This is a genomic window from Rhodococcus sp. OAS809, from assembly GCF_040546695.1.
In the GTDB taxonomy this organism is placed as follows: Bacteria; Actinomycetota; Actinomycetes; order Mycobacteriales; family Mycobacteriaceae; genus Rhodococcus_F; species Rhodococcus_F qingshengii.
The window spans coordinates 1,862,556-1,878,072 of the sequence record NZ_JBEPOI010000002.1 but is presented as its reverse complement, the minus strand read 5'-3'; the positions used below and the strand labels follow the sequence as shown (position 1 = coordinate 1,878,072).

15 protein-coding genes are annotated in these 15,517 nt (G+C 62.6%); 6 read left to right on the top strand and 9 right to left on the bottom strand.

Translation table 11 applies throughout. The features are described from left to right. Positions 1-25: 25 nt before the first annotated feature. The 4 genes from ABIE52_RS11690 to yhjD are packed head-to-tail and all read left to right on the top strand — an operon-like array spanning position 26 to position 3,185. Positions 26-544 (top strand): guanyl-specific ribonuclease, encoded by a 519-nt coding sequence (locus tag ABIE52_RS11690; protein WP_054800923.1) that lies wholly within the window; start codon positions 26-28, stop codon positions 542-544. Next, the gene (locus ABIE52_RS11685; RefSeq protein WP_007727381.1) at positions 544-1,038 is read left to right on the top strand and encodes a barstar family protein; all 495 of its coding nucleotides are present in this window, start codon (positions 544-546) and stop codon (positions 1,036-1,038) included. The genes ABIE52_RS11690 and ABIE52_RS11685 overlap by 1 nt, the downstream gene beginning before the upstream one ends. A gap of 26 nt (positions 1,039-1,064) precedes the next feature. After that, positions 1,065-2,099, top strand: a complete 1,035-nt coding sequence (trpS, locus tag ABIE52_RS11680) for a tryptophan--tRNA ligase (RefSeq protein ID WP_003941025.1) — start codon at positions 1,065-1,067, stop codon at positions 2,097-2,099. 51 nt (positions 2,100-2,150) lie between these two features. Then, positions 2,151-3,185: an inner membrane protein YhjD gene (yhjD, locus tag ABIE52_RS11675; RefSeq protein WP_192712571.1), complete on the top strand. Its 1,035-nt coding sequence runs from the start codon at positions 2,151-2,153 to the stop codon at positions 3,183-3,185. On the opposite strand, the gene ABIE52_RS11670 is transcribed toward yhjD, so the two are convergent. Continuing rightward, positions 3,182-4,492, bottom strand: a complete 1,311-nt coding sequence (locus ABIE52_RS11670) for a D-alanyl-D-alanine carboxypeptidase family protein (protein WP_080726637.1) — start codon at positions 4,490-4,492, stop codon at positions 3,182-3,184. The two genes, yhjD and ABIE52_RS11670, sit on opposite strands and share 4 nt — an antisense overlap. A gap of 198 nt (positions 4,493-4,690) precedes the next feature. On the opposite strand from ABIE52_RS11670, the gene ABIE52_RS11665 reads away from it, so the two are divergent. Then, the gene (locus ABIE52_RS11665; protein ID WP_021343647.1) at positions 4,691-5,263 is read left to right on the top strand and encodes a dihydrofolate reductase family protein; all 573 of its coding nucleotides are present in this window, start codon (positions 4,691-4,693) and stop codon (positions 5,261-5,263) included. A 62-nt stretch (positions 5,264-5,325) separates the two neighbouring features. Here the strand turns inward: ABIE52_RS11665 and ABIE52_RS11660 are convergent, their stop codons facing one another. Genes ABIE52_RS11660 through iolC form a run of 8 tightly spaced genes read right to left on the bottom strand, consistent with a single transcriptional unit; the run spans position 5,326 to position 14,528 of the window. Beyond that, entirely contained in the window at positions 5,326-6,831 is a 1,506-nt protein-coding gene (locus ABIE52_RS11660; protein ID WP_354541487.1) for a CoA-acylating methylmalonate-semialdehyde dehydrogenase, read from the bottom strand. 24 nt (positions 6,832-6,855) lie between these two features. Further along, positions 6,856-7,740, bottom strand: coding sequence for a sugar phosphate isomerase/epimerase family protein (locus ABIE52_RS11655; protein ID WP_192712570.1), 885 nt, complete (start codon positions 7,738-7,740; stop codon positions 6,856-6,858). Between the two features lie 2 nt (positions 7,741-7,742). Next, the gene (locus tag ABIE52_RS11650; protein ID WP_042449660.1) at positions 7,743-8,783 is read right to left on the bottom strand and encodes a Gfo/Idh/MocA family protein; all 1,041 of its coding nucleotides are present in this window, start codon (positions 8,781-8,783) and stop codon (positions 7,743-7,745) included. Positions 8,784-8,809: 26 nt separating this feature from the next. Continuing rightward, the gene (locus ABIE52_RS11645) at positions 8,810-9,715 is read right to left on the bottom strand and encodes a sugar phosphate isomerase/epimerase family protein (protein WP_007727370.1); all 906 of its coding nucleotides are present in this window, start codon (positions 9,713-9,715) and stop codon (positions 8,810-8,812) included. Between the two features lie 52 nt (positions 9,716-9,767). After that, positions 9,768-11,723 (bottom strand): 3D-(3,5/4)-trihydroxycyclohexane-1,2-dione acylhydrolase (decyclizing), encoded by a 1,956-nt coding sequence (iolD, locus tag ABIE52_RS11640; protein ID WP_030535076.1) that lies wholly within the window; start codon positions 11,721-11,723, stop codon positions 9,768-9,770. A 14-nt stretch (positions 11,724-11,737) separates the two neighbouring features. Next, the gene (gene iolB / locus ABIE52_RS11635) at positions 11,738-12,610 is read right to left on the bottom strand and encodes a 5-deoxy-glucuronate isomerase (protein ID WP_192712569.1); all 873 of its coding nucleotides are present in this window, start codon (positions 12,608-12,610) and stop codon (positions 11,738-11,740) included. A gap of 21 nt (positions 12,611-12,631) precedes the next feature. Further along, positions 12,632-13,531 carry a Cgl0159 family (beta/alpha)8-fold protein gene (locus ABIE52_RS11630; protein ID WP_021332504.1) on the bottom strand — a complete coding sequence of 300 codons (900 nt, stop codon included), beginning with the start codon at positions 13,529-13,531 and terminating at the stop codon, positions 12,632-12,634. Next, on the bottom strand, positions 13,524-14,528 hold the full coding sequence (iolC, locus tag ABIE52_RS11625; protein WP_192712568.1) for a 5-dehydro-2-deoxygluconokinase: 1,005 nt from the start codon (positions 14,526-14,528) through the stop codon (positions 13,524-13,526). Before iolC ends, ABIE52_RS11630 begins: the two co-directional genes overlap by 8 nt. A gap of 199 nt (positions 14,529-14,727) precedes the next feature. Between iolC and ABIE52_RS11620 the strand changes: the two genes are divergently transcribed. Next, entirely contained in the window at positions 14,728-15,465 is a 738-nt protein-coding gene (locus tag ABIE52_RS11620; RefSeq protein WP_192712567.1) for a GntR family transcriptional regulator, read from the top strand. Positions 15,466-15,517 lie beyond the last annotated feature (52 nt).

Here is a 15,517-nt window from a genome sequence, read left to right as displayed (position 1 = left end):
GACGCGTATGTCTGAAGGTCTGAAAATGCCGAGCGCAAAGACGCGCAACGCCATCATCACCGTCGTGGTGGCGGTGGTTGCGCTCGTACTGGCGGTCACCCTTTCTTCACGTGACTCCGACAGTTCGGCGTCGTCGGGTACGAAGTCCTCGAGCGTTCAGTCCTCGAGTGTTCAAGCCAAGCCCGGCGCCACCACCAAGGCTGCGCCGTCGAGTTCCGCGCCCTCGAATTCCGCTGCCAAGCCAACGCAGCAGACAAGCACCGATGCGCCGGCGCGAGTGCTCGCCACGCTGGTCGAGATCGACGCCGGGAGGTGGCCGGATTCCGCCAATGCGCCGGGCACCAAGGGCGGCATCACCTTCCGCAACAGCGAAGGCCGCCTACCCGCTGTCGGTGCCGGTGGCGGACGTGTCGTCTATCAGGAATGGGACGTGAACCCGAAGAAGAACGGCCAAGGACGCGACGCCGAGCGAATCGTCACCGGCAACGACGGTTCGGCGTGGTACACCCTCGATCACTACGACACGTTTGTGAGGATTCGCTGATGTCCGATTCGTCTACGGTCAGCGTGGCGCAGTGGCTGGATCCGTCTTCGGATGTGGCTTCGGTGGCGCTGCAGAGCGACCCGGCCGTTGCAGATGATCTTGCACGTCAACTCCGTGCCGAGAATTTTGTCGTTCGGGTGGTTCGCGGAGAGAACATGCGGACAACGGCGCAGGTCTTCGACGAGTTCGCGGCAGCCTTCCAGTTTCCGTCCCACTTCGGACGAAACAAAGACGCTTTCGACGATGTCATGCGCGATCTCGACGACGTCCTCGGACTCGGCGCCGGATATGTAGTTGTGGTCCGAGGCGCGGGTTCTCTACTGTCCGAGCAACAGGATCAGTTGGAGTGGTTCTGCGAAACGATGGACTTCTACGCCGAAGAATGGGAACCCGTCGTTTTCCGGACCGTCTACCAGTTCGGTGCGGAGGACCTCGCCGCCCACGGTGAAGACCTCGTCGAACTCGACTACCCGGGCACCACGCCACTGCACTGATTTCCACTCGTGAAAAGATCGGAACCATGTCGACCCCTGCAGAACAGAAGCCCACCGCAAAGCCTCGCGTGCTTTCCGGAATCCAGCCGACGTCGGATTCTTTCCACCTCGGCAACTACCTGGGTGCGCTGCAGCAGTGGGTTCCGTTGCAGGACGATTTCGACGCTTTCTACTTCATTCCGGATCTTCACGCCATCACGGTGACGCAGGACCCGAAGGAATTGCGTCGTCGCACCAAGGTTGCGGTCGCTCAGCTCCTTGCGGTGGGGATCGATCCGGATCGGGCGACGCTGTTCGTGCAGAGTCAGGTTCCCGAGCACGCACAGTTGGCGTGGGTCCTGAACTGCATCACCGGTTTCGGTGAAGCCAGCCGTATGACGCAGTTCAAGGACAAGTCCGCCAAGCAAGGCAGCGACAACGCCAGTGTCGGCTTGTTCACGTATCCGGTTCTGATGGCCGCGGACATCCTTCTGTACCGCCCGCAGCGCGTCCCCGTGGGTGAGGATCAGCGTCAGCACCTCGAACTCGCACGCGATCTGGCCGGCCGGTTCAACACCCGCTACGGCAAGGCGTTCGTCGTTCCCGAGCCGCAGATCATCAAGGGCACGGCAAAGATCTACGACCTGCAGGATCCGACCGCCAAGATGAGCAAGTCCGCCGCCAGTGCGGCCGGACTGATCAATCTGCTCGACGATCCGAAGGTGTCGGCAAAAAAGATCAAGTCGGCCGTCACCGACAACGAGCGCGAGATTCGTTTCGACCCGCAGGCCAAGCCGGGCGTCAGCAACCTGCTCACCATTCAGTCGGCTCTCTCGGGAGTACCGATCGAGACTCTGGTGGCCGGTTACGAGGGCAAGGGGTACGGCGACCTCAAGACCGATACCGCTGACGTGCTGACCGAGTTCGTCACCCCACTCAAGGCGAAGGTCGACGGTTACCTTGCCGACGAGGCAGAGCTGGATCGCATCATCGCGGCTGGAGCGCACCGCGCCCGTGAGGTGTCTTCACGCACTCTCGCCGCTGTCTATGACAAGGTCGGATTCCTGGCACCGAAGGGCTGACTTACGCGAATTCGGACTCACGACGCCTGACCGAACATGAGGGGGACGGCAATGGCTGACACGGACGACGACGCACCGAGCTTCCTCGAGAAGCAAAGGGCAGCGCGACCCTGGCTCGATCATCTGGTTCGCGCGGCCGGACGGTTTCAAGAGCAAAAAGGCGACTATTACGCTGCTGGTATCACGTACTTCAGCGTTCTCGCGTTGATTCCGATCATGATGGTCGCGTTTGCAGTGGCCGGTTTCGTATTGGCCGGGCATCCCGAGTACCTGGAGTCGATTCAGGAGCAGATCACCAAGAGCATTCCGGGCAGCTTGGGTGACACCATCAACACGCTGATCGATTCGGCCATCGACTCGCGCGCGAGCGTCGGAATCTTCGGCCTCCTGGGTGCTGCGTACGCGGGTCTCGGTTGGATGGCAAACGTTCGAGACGCGCTGACGGCGATGTGGGAGAGCAAGCGCGAGCCGAAGGGTTTCGTACGTACCAAACTTGGTGACGCAGGGGCCCTCGTCGGTCTGGCTCTCGCCATGGTCGTCTCACTGGGAATGTCGGCGCTGAGCAGTAGGCCGGTTGCGACTCAGATCGTGAAATGGCTCAACCTCGAGAACATCACCGGTGTCGGCGTGGGGCTCAGAGTTGCTTCACTCTTGCTCTCACTCCTGGCGACGTGGGCGGTGTTCCTGTGGGTGATCGCCCGGCTGCCGCGCGAGCCTGTCACGCTGCGTAGCGCTGCGCAGGCAGCGGTTATCGCCGCGATTGTGTTCGAGATCTTCAAGCAGGTGGGTGCGATCTACCTCGCTGCCGTCACCAACGGACCAGCGGGCGTGGCATTCGGTCCGATCATCGGTTTGCTCGTGTTCGTGTTCACGGCGTCACGGATGCTGCTGTTCTGCACGGCGTGGGCGGCGACGACCAAGGAAAGTATGGCCCTGGCGTTCGTTCCGCCGCCGGATCCCGCCGTGATCTCGCCGCGAATCGTTGTCAGTGACGGTGCTTCACCGTCTCGCGTGGCTGCGCTGATCGCCACGGGTGCGGTTGCCGGCCTGGGTCTTTCGGGCTTCATGCGTCGTCGGCCGCGCTAGCGCCTCCGACGGTTGAGGGCAACGGCTCCCGCCACCAGCGCGATCACCACTACTCCACCGACAGCACCGATGAGGATGCGGTCAGTGGTGTCGGATTCGGCGTCGGTAGCGGTGGGTGCTGCCGAGATCGAGCCTGGTGCAGCGGCAGACGGTGTGCGAGTGACATCGGGACTGGAATCGTCGGTGGATCGGTCCGTCAACGAGCCGACGGCTGTGCTCGCGGGGAGTGCATATCCGTAGTCGAGTAGACGGGCAGCTTGTTCCCACGGACGGATCGGCTTGGCTTCGCCGCCCATCAATGTCACCAGTAGTTTCCGGCCGTTACGCTCCGCGCCACCCACATACGTGTGGCGGGCGTCGTCGGTGAAGCCGGTCTTGCCGCCCAATGCGCCGTCGTAGTTGTAGAGCAGCTGATTGTCGTTGGCGAGAGTGAATCCGGGGCGGTCCTGATCGTCGGGAATCGTCGGATCCTTGGGGAAGCCGGGAAATTCGACGGTCTCGGTATGGATCAGACCGGCAAACGTCGGATTCTGCAGGGCGGTATGGAAAATCACGGCCAGGTCGTACGGCGAGCTGCTCATCCCCGGGCCGTCGAGTCCGGATGGAGTTGCCGTGCGAGTGTCGAGGGCGCCGAGTTCGGCCGCGAGCGCGTTCATTTTCGACACGGCTGCAGCGTCACCGCCGAGTTGGCGGGCAAGAGCATGCGCGGCATCGTTTCCCGACGCCATGACCAGACCCTGCATCAGTTGCCGGTTGGTGTACTTGCCGCCCTTGCCGATGCCGACAGCGCTACCTTCAGCGTCCGCGTCTTCGGCAGTTGCGGTGATTTCGGTGTCGAGATCGAGTTCGTCGAGCGCGACAAGAGCCAAGAGCATCTTGATGGTGCTGGCCGGTCGGTAGCGACCGTGCGGATCTTTCGCGGCGAGGACCTCACCGGTTTCGGCGTCCGCGAGTACCCATCCGGATGCCGCGATATCCGCCGGGAGCGGGGGAGCGCCGTCAGGGAGTACAACACCGCACTCGCCGAGCTTGTCTCCACCGACAGGGCTTTCCGGAATCGGGACAGCAGTCGGGGCCGTAGATCCGGGCGCGGGTGCTTCGGAGAGATCGATCGCCGGTGCCGGGCTACTCGTGAACGGGCAGCTGTCGGTGTTGGGTGTTGTGAACGGCGCTTCGGTGGTGGTGGGCGGCGGCGGGGCCGGTTGGGCGCCGGCCACTCCCGAGGTCTCTACGACACCGGTAAACGCAATGCTCCCTGAGAGCACTGTTCCGGCTACTGCCACTGCACACTTTCGACGCCACATCATCGATATACGAGGGTATGCGAACCTGAGGGAACGTCCGAATCGCCACGCAAGCAGAGGGATCGAAAACAGGCGATTCGGTTTGTACATCGGTCATAGTGGACGATCGCCGCCGATGAGTTCCACCACCACGCAGAGTCTGTAACAGTGGGGTAGTCGGCTACTCGAATGGCGCACACGCACTGACGACAGGGGATCGGTATGGGCAATATCGTGGTGACAGAATTCGTGTCCTTGGACATGGTCATGGAAGCGCCCGGTGGCGAACCGGGTTATGCGCACACTGGATGGGTCTTTCCGTACCAGGAGGGCGATCAGATGAAGTTCAAACTCGACGAAACCCTCGCCGCGGACGTCCTTCTGCTCGGGCGGCGGACCTACGAGAGCTTCGCCGGTGCCTGGCCTGAGCGCGAGGACGACCAAGGCTTTGCGGACAAGATGAACGAGATGCCCAAGTACGTCGTCACGAGTTCGACCGAACCGCTCGAATGGAACAACTCGACGGCGCTCGACGGTCCCATCGAGGAATCTGTCCCGAAGCTCAAGGAGCAGATCGACGGCGAGATCCTGGTCGCGGGAAGTCGGACGCTCGTCCACGCGTTGTTGCTGGCCGGTCTGGTCGACGAGTTGCGCCTGATGGTCTTCCCGGTCATTCTCGGGTCGGGCGGGAGAGTGTTCCCCGAATCGGCCGACAAGATCGTCCTCGAATTGAAGGACGATCGTCGGTACGAATCCGGAGTTCAGGTACTGACGTACCACCCCACGGTCACGTAGACCTCTCGAAGACATCTGTGGCCGAGCCTCTTCGAGAGTCTCGGCCACAGATGTCTTGCCGGCTAACTGTTTTCGGGGAAGCCGAGGTTGATGCCGCCGTGGCTGGGGTCGAGCCAGCGACTGGTGACGGCTTTACCTCGCGTGAAGAAATGAACACCTTCTGTCCCGTGAGCGTGGGTGTCACCGAAGAGGCTGTTCTTCCAGCCGCCGAAGCTGTAGTAGGCCATGGGAACCGGGATGGGGACGTTGATGCCGATCATTCCGACCTCCACCTCGTTCTGGAAGCGTCGGGCAGCGCCGCCGTCGTTGGTGAAGATGGCGGTGCCGTTTCCGTACGGGTTGTTGTTGATCAGTTCGAGGGCTTGGTCGTAGGTATCGACACGCACGACGGACAGGACAGGTCCGAAGATTTCGTCGGTGTAGATCGACATGTCGGTGGTGACGTGGTCGATGAGGGTGGGCCCGAGCCAGAAGCCGTCCGGTCCACCATCGGCCTGAACTGTGCGTCCGTCGACCACGATCGTGGCACCGTCCTTCTCGCCGGCATCGACATAGGACGCGACCTTGTCGCGATGGGCCTTGGTGACGAGCGGACCCATGTCGGAGTTCTTGGTGCCGTCACCGGTGACGAGGGGAGTGGTGCGTTCGACGATCTTGGCAACAAGTTCGTCGGCGATGTCGCCGACTGCGACCAGGGCGGAGATCGCCATGCATCGTTCGCCCGCGGAGCCGAATCCCGCGTTGACCATTGCGTCGGCGGCGAGGTCGAGGTCGGCGTCCGGCAGAACGATGGCGTGGTTCTTGGCGCCGCCGAGTGCTTGCACGCGTTTGCCGTTGGCGGTGCCGGTGGCATAGACGTACTGGGCGATGGGGGTGGATCCGACAAACGAAATCGCTTTGACTGCTGTGTTTTCCAGAAGTTCGTCGACGGCGAGCTTGTCACCTTGGAGGACGTTGAAGACGCCGGGGGGCAGACCGGCTTCGGCCCAGAGTTCGGCGAGCCAGATCGCCGCGGTGGGGTCCTTCTCCGAGGGCTTGAGAATCACGGTGTTCCCGGCGGCGATGGCGACCGGGAAGAACCACATGGGGACCATCGCGGGAAAGTTGAAGGGCGAGATGATGCCGACGGGGCCGAGGGGTTGGCGGATGGAGTAGACGTCGACCTTGGTCGATGCATTCTCGGTGTATCCGCCCTTGAGGAGATGCGGTATTCCGCAAGCGAATTCGACAACTTCCTGCCCGCGGCTGATTTCGCCGAGGGCGTCGGAGAGAACCTTGCCGTGCTCGGCTGTGATGATCTCGGCGAGTTCACCTTTGCGAGCATTGAGGAGTTCGCGGAAGCTGAACAGTACCTGTGTGCGCCGGGCCAGTGAGGTGTCACGCCAGGCGGGGAAGGCCGCCGCAGCCGCGTCGATGACAGCGCGGGCGTCCTCGAGGTTCGCCAGGGCCAGTCGGCCGGTGATCTGTCCGGTGGCGGGGTTGGTGACGGTGGCGGTGTCCTCGGACGTTCCGGCGAACGGCTTGCCGTCCAGCCAGTGCGCGATGACGCGAGTATCAGTGCTGGTCATGGTATTTCCTAGTGGTCTGGTGACTCAGGAGTTCGGGGAGGTGTACTTGGCGACGTAGTCGTTCATCGTCTCGCGCTGGTACCGGGAAACCTCGTGCGCGTTTTCGTTCTCGGCGAAGACGCTCGACACCATCACGGTGTTCTCACGTTCGTAGAAGCCGAGTTTGCCGAGACCGCCGAAGAATTCGTCCCAGTTGACGTCTCCGTCACCGATTTTGAGATGCTGATGCACTCGAACGGCATTGCCTGGCGGGTTGGTGATGTAGCGCAGTCCGTGGGAACGGTGATGATCCATGGTGTCCGCCACGTGAACGAGTCGGACCATGTCGCCGGCGGCCTCCATGATGGCGGGAAGGTCCCCACCCATGTGGAATTGGTGGCACGCCACGATCACCATGCCGAGGTTCTTGGAGTTCACACCACGGATCGTGCGGATCGCGGCTAGTCCGTCTTCGACAAAATCGTCCGGGTGGGGGTCGATCAGGACGTCGATTCCCTCGCGTTCGATGATCGGAACCAGTTCCTCCATCGAACGATAGAACGCACGCTCGGACTCTTCGGCCTTTTCGGGGCGGCCGGAGAATTCGGTGTTCATGACGTTGACACCGAGATCGACCGTGATCTGGATGGCCCGCTTCCAGTAGCGCACGGCTGCTTCGCGAGCGTCCTCGTCCGGGCCGGACCACCGAAGGACCGGGAGCACCGACGCGATGCCGACTCCCGCACTCGCGCAGGTCTTCCGGAACTCGGTGACGAGCGCGTCGTCGGCTTTCGGGTGATTGAAGAACGGGATCATGTCGACGTGCGGTGTGAGCTGCAGGTACTCGTACCCGAGATCGGCAACAACTCGGGGTAGCTCGAGTAGTGAGTAATCGTGATGGAAAGGTGTGGGGTCGAGTGCGACCTTCATCGCTAAGCTCCGGCCACAGAGTCGCGCGCAACCATGTCTACGACGACGCGCTGACCCGTCTCCAGAGACTTCACACCGGCGGCGCAGACAGCGGCCGCGGCGTACCCGTCCCAAGCACCTGGTCCGTCGATGTAGTTGCCGGTGCCGGCGCCCGTCTTCACTGCCTTGATCCACCGGGCGAACTCGGTGTCGTATGCCTGCCCGAAGCGTTCGCGGAATCCTGGGGTGATCTGCCCACCCCAGTTGCCGGGCTTGGTCTTTCGGATCAGTCCCACGTCGAGTCCGATCATCGCGCTTCCGAGTTCGCCGACAACTTCGGTGCGCACCTCGTAGGCAACTCCGGTGGTGACAAACACCTCGGCGTCGACGTGTCTACCGGACTCGGTCTCGAATATCGCGATCTGTGGGTCTTGAATGCCCTCGGGAGCAAACGAATTCGCGGCCGGTCGGATGATCTGCACCGAGGTGATCTCTTCGTCGAGCAGGAATCGTGTCACGTCGACCTCATGGACGAGTGAGTCCTTGACGATCATCGCGCTGTCGAAGCCGTTCGGAACCGCAGGATTGCGGTGCGCGCAGTGCACAACGAGAGGGCGACCGAGATCGCCGCTGTCGATCAAATCCTTGAGCTGGGTGTATTCGTGGTCGAACCGGCGCATGAAACCAACCTGGATCAGTCTTTTTCCCAGCGCTGCTTCGGCTTTGACGATCGTGAGCGAACTGTCCGCGTCGGTGGTCAGCGGCTTTTCGCAGAGAACAGGCTTGCCCGCTTCGAGGCAGGCAAGAACCTGCTTCTCATGGGTCGGGCCCGGGGTTGCGAGAACAACGGCGTCGACGTCCTCGGCTGCGATGGCATCGAACGGATCGACGACGACGCGCGCCCCTGGCGTCAGTGCTGCGATTTCCTCGGCGCGGGCGAGAGAGTAGTCGTTGACGACGGTGACGCGGGCACCGCCGATTTTGTTGGTGATGCGGTCGACGTGATCGGCCCCCATGATGCCGACGCCGAGCACTGCGATCCGGAGATCCTGGTTGTCAGACATGCGGTGGTACTCCTCGATTGTGTTGCTCAGTTGAAACGGACGGCGGGGACGCCACAGGTGGACAGGTATTTCTGAGTGCGCGCTGCGATGGGCAGCGGTGTGTCGGGATGGCAGGGATACATGTCCTGCTCGACGATCGCGAACACGTCGATGCCGAGCTTCTCGATGGCCTCCAGAAGCGGCGGCATGTCGGGGATTCCGCGCGGCGGTTCGATCATGGCACCGAGTTTGACGGCCTCACCGAACGGCAGGTCCTCCGCCTCAACCTTGGCGACTATCGCCGGATCCACCTGTTTGAGGTGTAGGTACCCGATGCGCTCCGGATGTTTGTTGATAATTGCGAGATTGTCGCCGCCGCAGTAGCTGATGTGGCCGGTGTCGAGACACAGATTCACGAAACGCTCGTCGGTCCCTTCGAGGAACTTGTAGACGTTGTCTTCGATGTCGACGTGACTGTCGGCATGAGGATGGTACTGCGCCATGACGCCGTACTCCTCGAGCATTGCCTTCCCGAGAGCGTTCATGCCGTCGGTTTTCTTACGCCACTGCTCGGGCGTCAGATTGCGGTCTTCGAGTACCGCTCCGGTGGAAGGGTCGCGCCACATCTCAGGGATGACCACCACGTGCTTGCCGCCGACGGCTGCGGTCAACTTGGCGACGTCCTTGATCTGATTCCAGACGGCATCCCAGGAATCGTCCTGGTGCAGGTGTTCGAAAACGGTACCGGCCGAAAGCTTCAGGCCGCGGGCGCCGAGTTCGTCCGTCAACTTGGCTGGATCGGTCGGAAGGTATCCGAACGGGCCGAGTTCGATCCATTCGTATCCCGACGCGGATACCTCGTCGAGGAATCGTGTGTAAGGGGTCTGCTGTGGATCGTCCGGAAACCACACGCCCCAGGAGTCGGGGGCTGATCCGACGCGAATCGCGCTCATGTCTAGATTCCTTTCGCGGGCAAGCTTTATGGGGTGTGGTTGTGCGGAATTTTCATTCGGATGGACGGAGGTACGGTCGCTGGATCTTCTTCCAGGACTCGTAAGTTGTCCGTGCCTTCTTGGTGGACTCCAGTTCGGAGGTGGCCGATACCGGTACATCCCACCAGGATTCGCTGTCCGGGGCGCCGATCAGCGGATCGGTTTCGACGTGGATGACGGTGCTGGTGTCGCTTGCTTTGGCAACCTTGATCGCGTCGGCGAACTCGGCAGCGGTGTTGGCGCGGATGACGTCGACACCGAGGCTGGCAGCGTTCGCGGCCAGATCGACCGGGAGAACCCCTCCGTCGAGACGTCCGTCATTCGAGCGGTAGCGGTACTGCGTGCCGAAGCGCTGGGAACCCAGCGACTCGGACAGTGAACCGATGGAGGCAAATCCGTGATTCTGCACCAGGACGACGATGACCTTGAGGCGTTCCTGTACGGCGGTGACCAATTCGGTGGCCATCATCAGATAGGAACCGTCTCCGACCATCACGAACACGTCGCGATCGGGGCACGCCATGCGGACGCCTAGACCGCCGGCAACTTCGTATCCCATGCACGAGTACCCGTATTCGACGTGATACCCCTTGGAATCACGGGTTCGCCACAGCTTGTGGAGGTCACCCGGCATGGACCCGGCAGCGCACACCACGACGTCACGTGGATCGGACAGTGTGTTGACCAGGCCGATCACCTGATTCTGATTCAGTGACCCGTCGGCAGCGGGTTCGGCTGGGTTGTAGACGGATTCGACGATCGCATCCCAATCGCGAGCGAGGTCACCGATCCTGGACGCATATTCGTCGTCCACCCGGTAGTCGTTCAGTGCAAGTGCCAGCGCGTCGAGTGCCTCACGTGCGTCGGCGACAACGCTGACTCCGCCCTGCTTCACGGAGTCCAGTGATGCGACGTTGATGTTGACGAAGCGAACGTCGGGATTGGTGAACGCGGTGCGGGACGCGCTCGTGAAATCGCTGTACCGCGTACCGATTCCGATGACGACGTCAGCCTCGGTGGCCAGTGCGTTTGCAGCCGTAGTGCCGGTGGACCCCACCGCCCCGACGGATTGTGGATGGTCGTAGACCAATGAACCCTTGCCGGCCTGGCTCTGCCCCACGGGGATTCCGGTCTGCGCGCAGAACGCTGCCAGAGAGTCGGTGGCCTGGCTGTAGATCACGCCGCCGCCGGCGACGATCAGTGGCTTGCGAGCCGAGCGGATGATCGCGGCGGCGCGTTCGATCACCGATCGTTCGGGGAGCGGGCGGGCCACGTGCCAGACTCGCTCGGCGAAGAAGGACTCGGGCCAGTCGAAAGCCTCGGCCTGCACGTCCTGCGGGATGGCGATGGTGACCGCGCCGGTCTCGACGGGATCAGTGAGAACGCGCATCCCGGCGAGCAGAGCGCTCGGCAACTGCTCCGGGCGCCATACCCGATCGAAGTATCGTGAGACCGGTTTGAAAGCGTCGTTGACTGTGACGTCGCCGCTCGACGGGAGTTCGAGTTCCTGCAAGACGGGGGCACTGGCGCGGGTCGCGAAAGTGTCTGCGGGAAGGAGTAATACAGGTAGACGGTTGATGGTGGCCAGTGCCGCGCCGGTGATCATATTGGTGGCACCGGGGCCGACGCTGGACGAGACTGCCCACGTCTGCAGGCGGTCCTTCATGCGGGCGTGCGCGACAGCCGAGTGCACCATCGCCTGTTCATTGCGGCCGAGCACGTAGGGGAGTGTCGGCTCACGGCCGGCGTCGAGATCCTGGATCTCGGCCTGCAAGAGTGCCTGCCCCAGTCCGGCGACGTTGCCGTGCCCGAAGATTCCGAAGCAGCCGGCGAACAGCTTGGTGCGCTGGCCGTCGCGTTCGGTGTACTGGTTGGCGAGGAAGCGGACGACAGCTTGAGAAACGGTGAGGTATACGGTCGGCTCGTCGCGAGGTGGACGATTGCCGGTTGCGTTGTTGGTGGGTGCCACAGCTTTCACTTCCGTCAGTTGTGGGACTGCAACGGCAGTCGAGGGTCGATGTCCTGGTGATCCCAGCTTCCACGTAGCCAGGTGTGTTGCGGATCGTCACAGATGTTCCACGCCCGGATCTCGCCCGAACCTGCCATGACATTGAGGTAGTACATGTGGTGGCCCGGCGCTGCGATGGACGGGCCGTGATAGCCGTGCGGCACGAGGACGACGTCGCCCGAGCGGACTTCCTCGAGCACCTCGATAGGTCTCTCGGCGGTTCCGTACACGCGGTGGTAGCCGAAACCTTCGGTCCCGGTGGGGCTTCTGTCGATCTCGAAGTAGTAGATCTCTTCCAGGGCCGATTCGACGTCGCTGTTCTCGTCGTGTTTGTGGCTGGGATACGACGACCAGTTCCCGCCGGGGGTGATGACCTCACACGCGATGATGGAGTCGGCCTCGAAGGTGTCTGCAGTGGCGAAGTTGTGAACCTGTCGGCTGCAGTTCCCGGCACCGCGGAGTTCGACCGCAACTCCTGAAGCCGGACCGTATCGATGGGGGAGCTTTGCGCCGGCGCGTGCTCCGCACAGAGCGAAGCGGCCCCCGTCAGCGCTGCTGACCGAGTAGTCGGCGTCGCGTCCTACGTACGCGAAATCGCTGGGACCGTCGAAAACCGATGCGCGGCCAGTGAGGGGAATCTCCGTCCCCTCGGCAACAACCACGGCCGAACCCGCCAGTGGAACGACGATGATCTCGTTCTCGCCGGACTGCAGGTGGACGTCAGCGCCAGGGGCGAGTTCGAGTGTCCACAAGCTGGATTCGGTCCACCCGGCGGACTCCGGCGTGACCACTGTCGTGAAATCACCGTCGGCGGACGATCCGGCGGGGACGTAGTACTTGCTGAACATCTTGCTCCTGCCAGGTCGGTTCTAGTGGACGAGCTTGACTGCGGTGTCGACGGCCGCGGTCACGTCGCCGTCGGGTGGGTAGAGCAGCGCGCGTCCGACGATCAGTCCGCGCACGGACGGCAGCTGAAGTGCAGCGTCCCACTTTGCGTACGTTTCTTCCGGCGCGATCTGCGGATCTCCCCCCAGGAGGAGCGTCGGGAGGGTGGTCGCATCCATGACGCGTTCCATCTCGTCGACGACCGGCAGTTTCATCCACGTGTACGCCGAGGTGGAGCCGAGACCTTGGGAGATGTGGATGGACTTGATGACGGCGTCGGGGCTGAGATCGTTGACGACCTTGCCGTTCACGCGGCTGGAGAGGAACGGCTCGAGCATCGCGATCAGTCCGGCCGCGGCCAGTTCGTCTACGGCTTCCGCACATGCCGTCATGGTGGGCAGAGTGCCCGCGTCGTCGAGAGCGATGCGCAGCAGCATCTTTCCGCCGTTCATACCGAACTTCGCGGTACCGGCCGCGGTGTAACCCGTCATGCGGTCGTCGAGTTCGAAGCTGGCGCCTGCCAGGCCGCCGCGGTTCATCGACGAGAAGACGACCTTGTCGTCGAGGGCGCCGAGGAGGAGCAGATCGTCGAGAATGTCCGCAGTACCGAGAACGCCGTCGACTCCGGGATTGTCGAGAGCAGTGCGCAACCGGTCCAGCAGATCGGTACGACTGTTCATCGCTGTCGGCTTGCCGCCGACAGACAGCGCCCCACGCGCCGGATGATCGGCCGCGACGATCATGAGCCGGCCATTGCCTCGAACAGTGGCGCGAGGAGTTCGCGCTGCCCAGGCCTTTTCGATGATCTGCGGATCGCTCGCACGCAGTTCCGTCACTTCGGCGTAGGTGGTGGCGAGGGGGCGGGCGGCGAGCTTGTCAGACATTGACTGCCTCCGTGGCTGTGGCTTCGGCGAGATCGTGGACTTCTTCGGCGGTCGGCATCGCAGTGGAGCATTCGAGCCGAGATGCGACTATCGCGCCGGCCGCGTTGGCGTACCGCAGTACCTTCTCCAGCGGCCACCCGGCCAACAGTCCGTGGCACAGTGATCCGCCGAAGCTGTCGCCTGCTCCCAGCCCGTTGACCACGTCGACGGCGTTGGGCGGCACGGTGATCGACTGCTTTCGCGTTTTGCCGAGTACGCCCTTCGGGCCCTGCTTCACGATGGCCAGTTCGACGCCGAGGTCGAGAAGCGCGTCGGCGGCCTTGTTCGGATTGGTCTCACCGACCGCGATCTCGCACTCTTCGCGGTTTCCGACGGCTACTGTCACGTGCGCCAGAGCGCGCTGCACCTGATTGGTTGCTTCCTGGGGCGTCGACCAGAACATCGGGCGGTAGTCCAGATCGAGGACCGTCAGCGGGCGTCGTTCGCGGGCTTCCCAGGCAGCGAAGTGTGCACTGCGACTCGGTTCTTCGGACAGCCCTGTCACAGTCGACCAGTAGAGGGACGATGCTCGAACGGCGTCGAGGTCGATGTCTTGCGGGGTGATCCGAAGATCGGGCGCATGCGGCTTGCGGTAGAAGTACAGCGGAAAGTCGTCAGGAGGGAAGATCTCGCAGAACGTCACCGGTGTCGGATACTCCGAATTGGTGACGACAAACCTGTTGTCGACGCCCAGACGTGCCAACTCGCGTGTGACGAACTTCCCGAAAGGATCGCTGCCTACGCCGGACATCAGTGCTGCTCTCCGGCCGAGGCGCGCGGCCGCCACCGAGACATTGGCTGCGCTGCCGCCGAGGAACTTGCCGAACGTCTCGACGTCTTCGAGTCCGACACCGGTTTGAAGTGGGTAGATGTCTACCCCTGATCGGCCGATGGCAAGCACGTCGAATGGTGCGTCAGGGATGTGTGACCCGCTCTGGTGAGTGTTGATGCTTGTCAAGACTGACTCCCGAGAGTTCGTGGTGGGCTGCCCGCGCAGGGCACCGTTGTATGACTGAAACTGTGCGCCGCGACACAGCGATTGTCAATAGTTTGTCTGGACATTATGACTTGCGGTCAAGTGAATGTTAGTGTTCGCATACACTGCCGAGAGAAGTAGCGTCGATACGGCGCCTTCCCAAGACAGATCGGAGTTGGCCGTGGTCGCAGCACTCGCCGTCGAGTTGGACCGCTCGAGCCCGGTGCCGCTGTATTTTCAGCTGGCACAGGCAATCGAGGGCGCTATTCTCGGTGGCGAACTTGCCCCAGGTGATCGCTTCGAGAACGAACTGGCGTTGGCCAAACGGCTCAATCTCTCACGTCCGACCACTCGACGCGCGATCCAGGAACTGGTGGACAAGGGACTACTTGTTCGTAAGCGGGGAGTCGGAACTCAGGTGGTGCAAAGTCCGGTGCACCGCCCGGTCGAGCTCACCAGCCTGTTCGACGACCTTGCGAGGGCCGGCCAGGCGCCGACGACCAAGCTGCTCGAGTTCACGATGGGAGTTCCCGCCGAGGACGTTGCCGCGGAACTCAACCTCGAACCTGACGCCGAAGTGGCCACCATCAGGCGTCTGCGAAGCACCAACGGCGAACCGCTTGCCGTGATGACCAATTACATTCCGGTGGACATCGCACCCGATCCCGAGGAGTTGGAGACGCACGGGCTGTACCAAACCTTGCGAACTCGCGGGGTTCACATCCGTGTGGCGCGGCAGCGAATCGGCGCTCGGGCGGCGACTCGCGAAGAAGCAGGATTGCTCGACGAGAAAGTGGGTGCTGCCCTCTTGACCATGAGCCGCACTGCATTTGACGATTCAGGTAGCGCCGTCGAGTACGGCAGCCACTGCTACCGAGCGTCGCGTTACTACTTCGACACCACCGTGGTCGACCGCTAGATCTCGATCCCGGTGACACGAGTACCCGCCTGACCGAGTCAGTGGGGGTGAT

Bases quoted from the DNA above. Each gene is read 5' to 3' on its own strand.
- ABIE52_RS11690 (WP_054800923.1), top strand. From the start codon at position 26: ATGCCGAGCGCAAAGACGCGCAACGCCATCATCACCGTCGTGGTGGCG.
- ABIE52_RS11685 (WP_007727381.1), top strand. From the start codon at position 544: ATGTCCGATTCGTCTACGGTCAGCGTGGCGCAGTGGCTGGATCCGTCT.
- trpS (WP_003941025.1), top strand. From the start codon at position 1,065: ATGTCGACCCCTGCAGAACAGAAGCCCACCGCAAAGCCTCGCGTGCTT.
- yhjD (WP_192712571.1), top strand. From the start codon at position 2,151: ATGGCTGACACGGACGACGACGCACCGAGCTTCCTCGAGAAGCAAAGG.
- ABIE52_RS11670 (WP_080726637.1), bottom strand. From the start codon at position 4,492: ATGATGTGGCGTCGAAAGTGTGCAGTGGCAGTAGCCGGAACAGTGCTC.
- ABIE52_RS11665 (WP_021343647.1), top strand. From the start codon at position 4,691: ATGGGCAATATCGTGGTGACAGAATTCGTGTCCTTGGACATGGTCATG.
- ABIE52_RS11660 (WP_354541487.1), bottom strand. From the start codon at position 6,831: ATGACCAGCACTGATACTCGCGTCATCGCGCACTGGCTGGACGGCAAG.
- ABIE52_RS11655 (WP_192712570.1), bottom strand. From the start codon at position 7,740: ATGAAGGTCGCACTCGACCCCACACCTTTCCATCACGATTACTCACTA.
- ABIE52_RS11650 (WP_042449660.1), bottom strand. From the start codon at position 8,783: ATGTCTGACAACCAGGATCTCCGGATCGCAGTGCTCGGCGTCGGCATC.
- ABIE52_RS11645 (WP_007727370.1), bottom strand. From the start codon at position 9,715: ATGAGCGCGATTCGCGTCGGATCAGCCCCCGACTCCTGGGGCGTGTGG.
- iolB (WP_192712569.1), bottom strand. From the start codon at position 12,610: ATGTTCAGCAAGTACTACGTCCCCGCCGGATCGTCCGCCGACGGTGAT.
- ABIE52_RS11630 (WP_021332504.1), bottom strand. From the start codon at position 13,531: ATGTCTGACAAGCTCGCCGCCCGCCCCCTCGCCACCACCTACGCCGAA.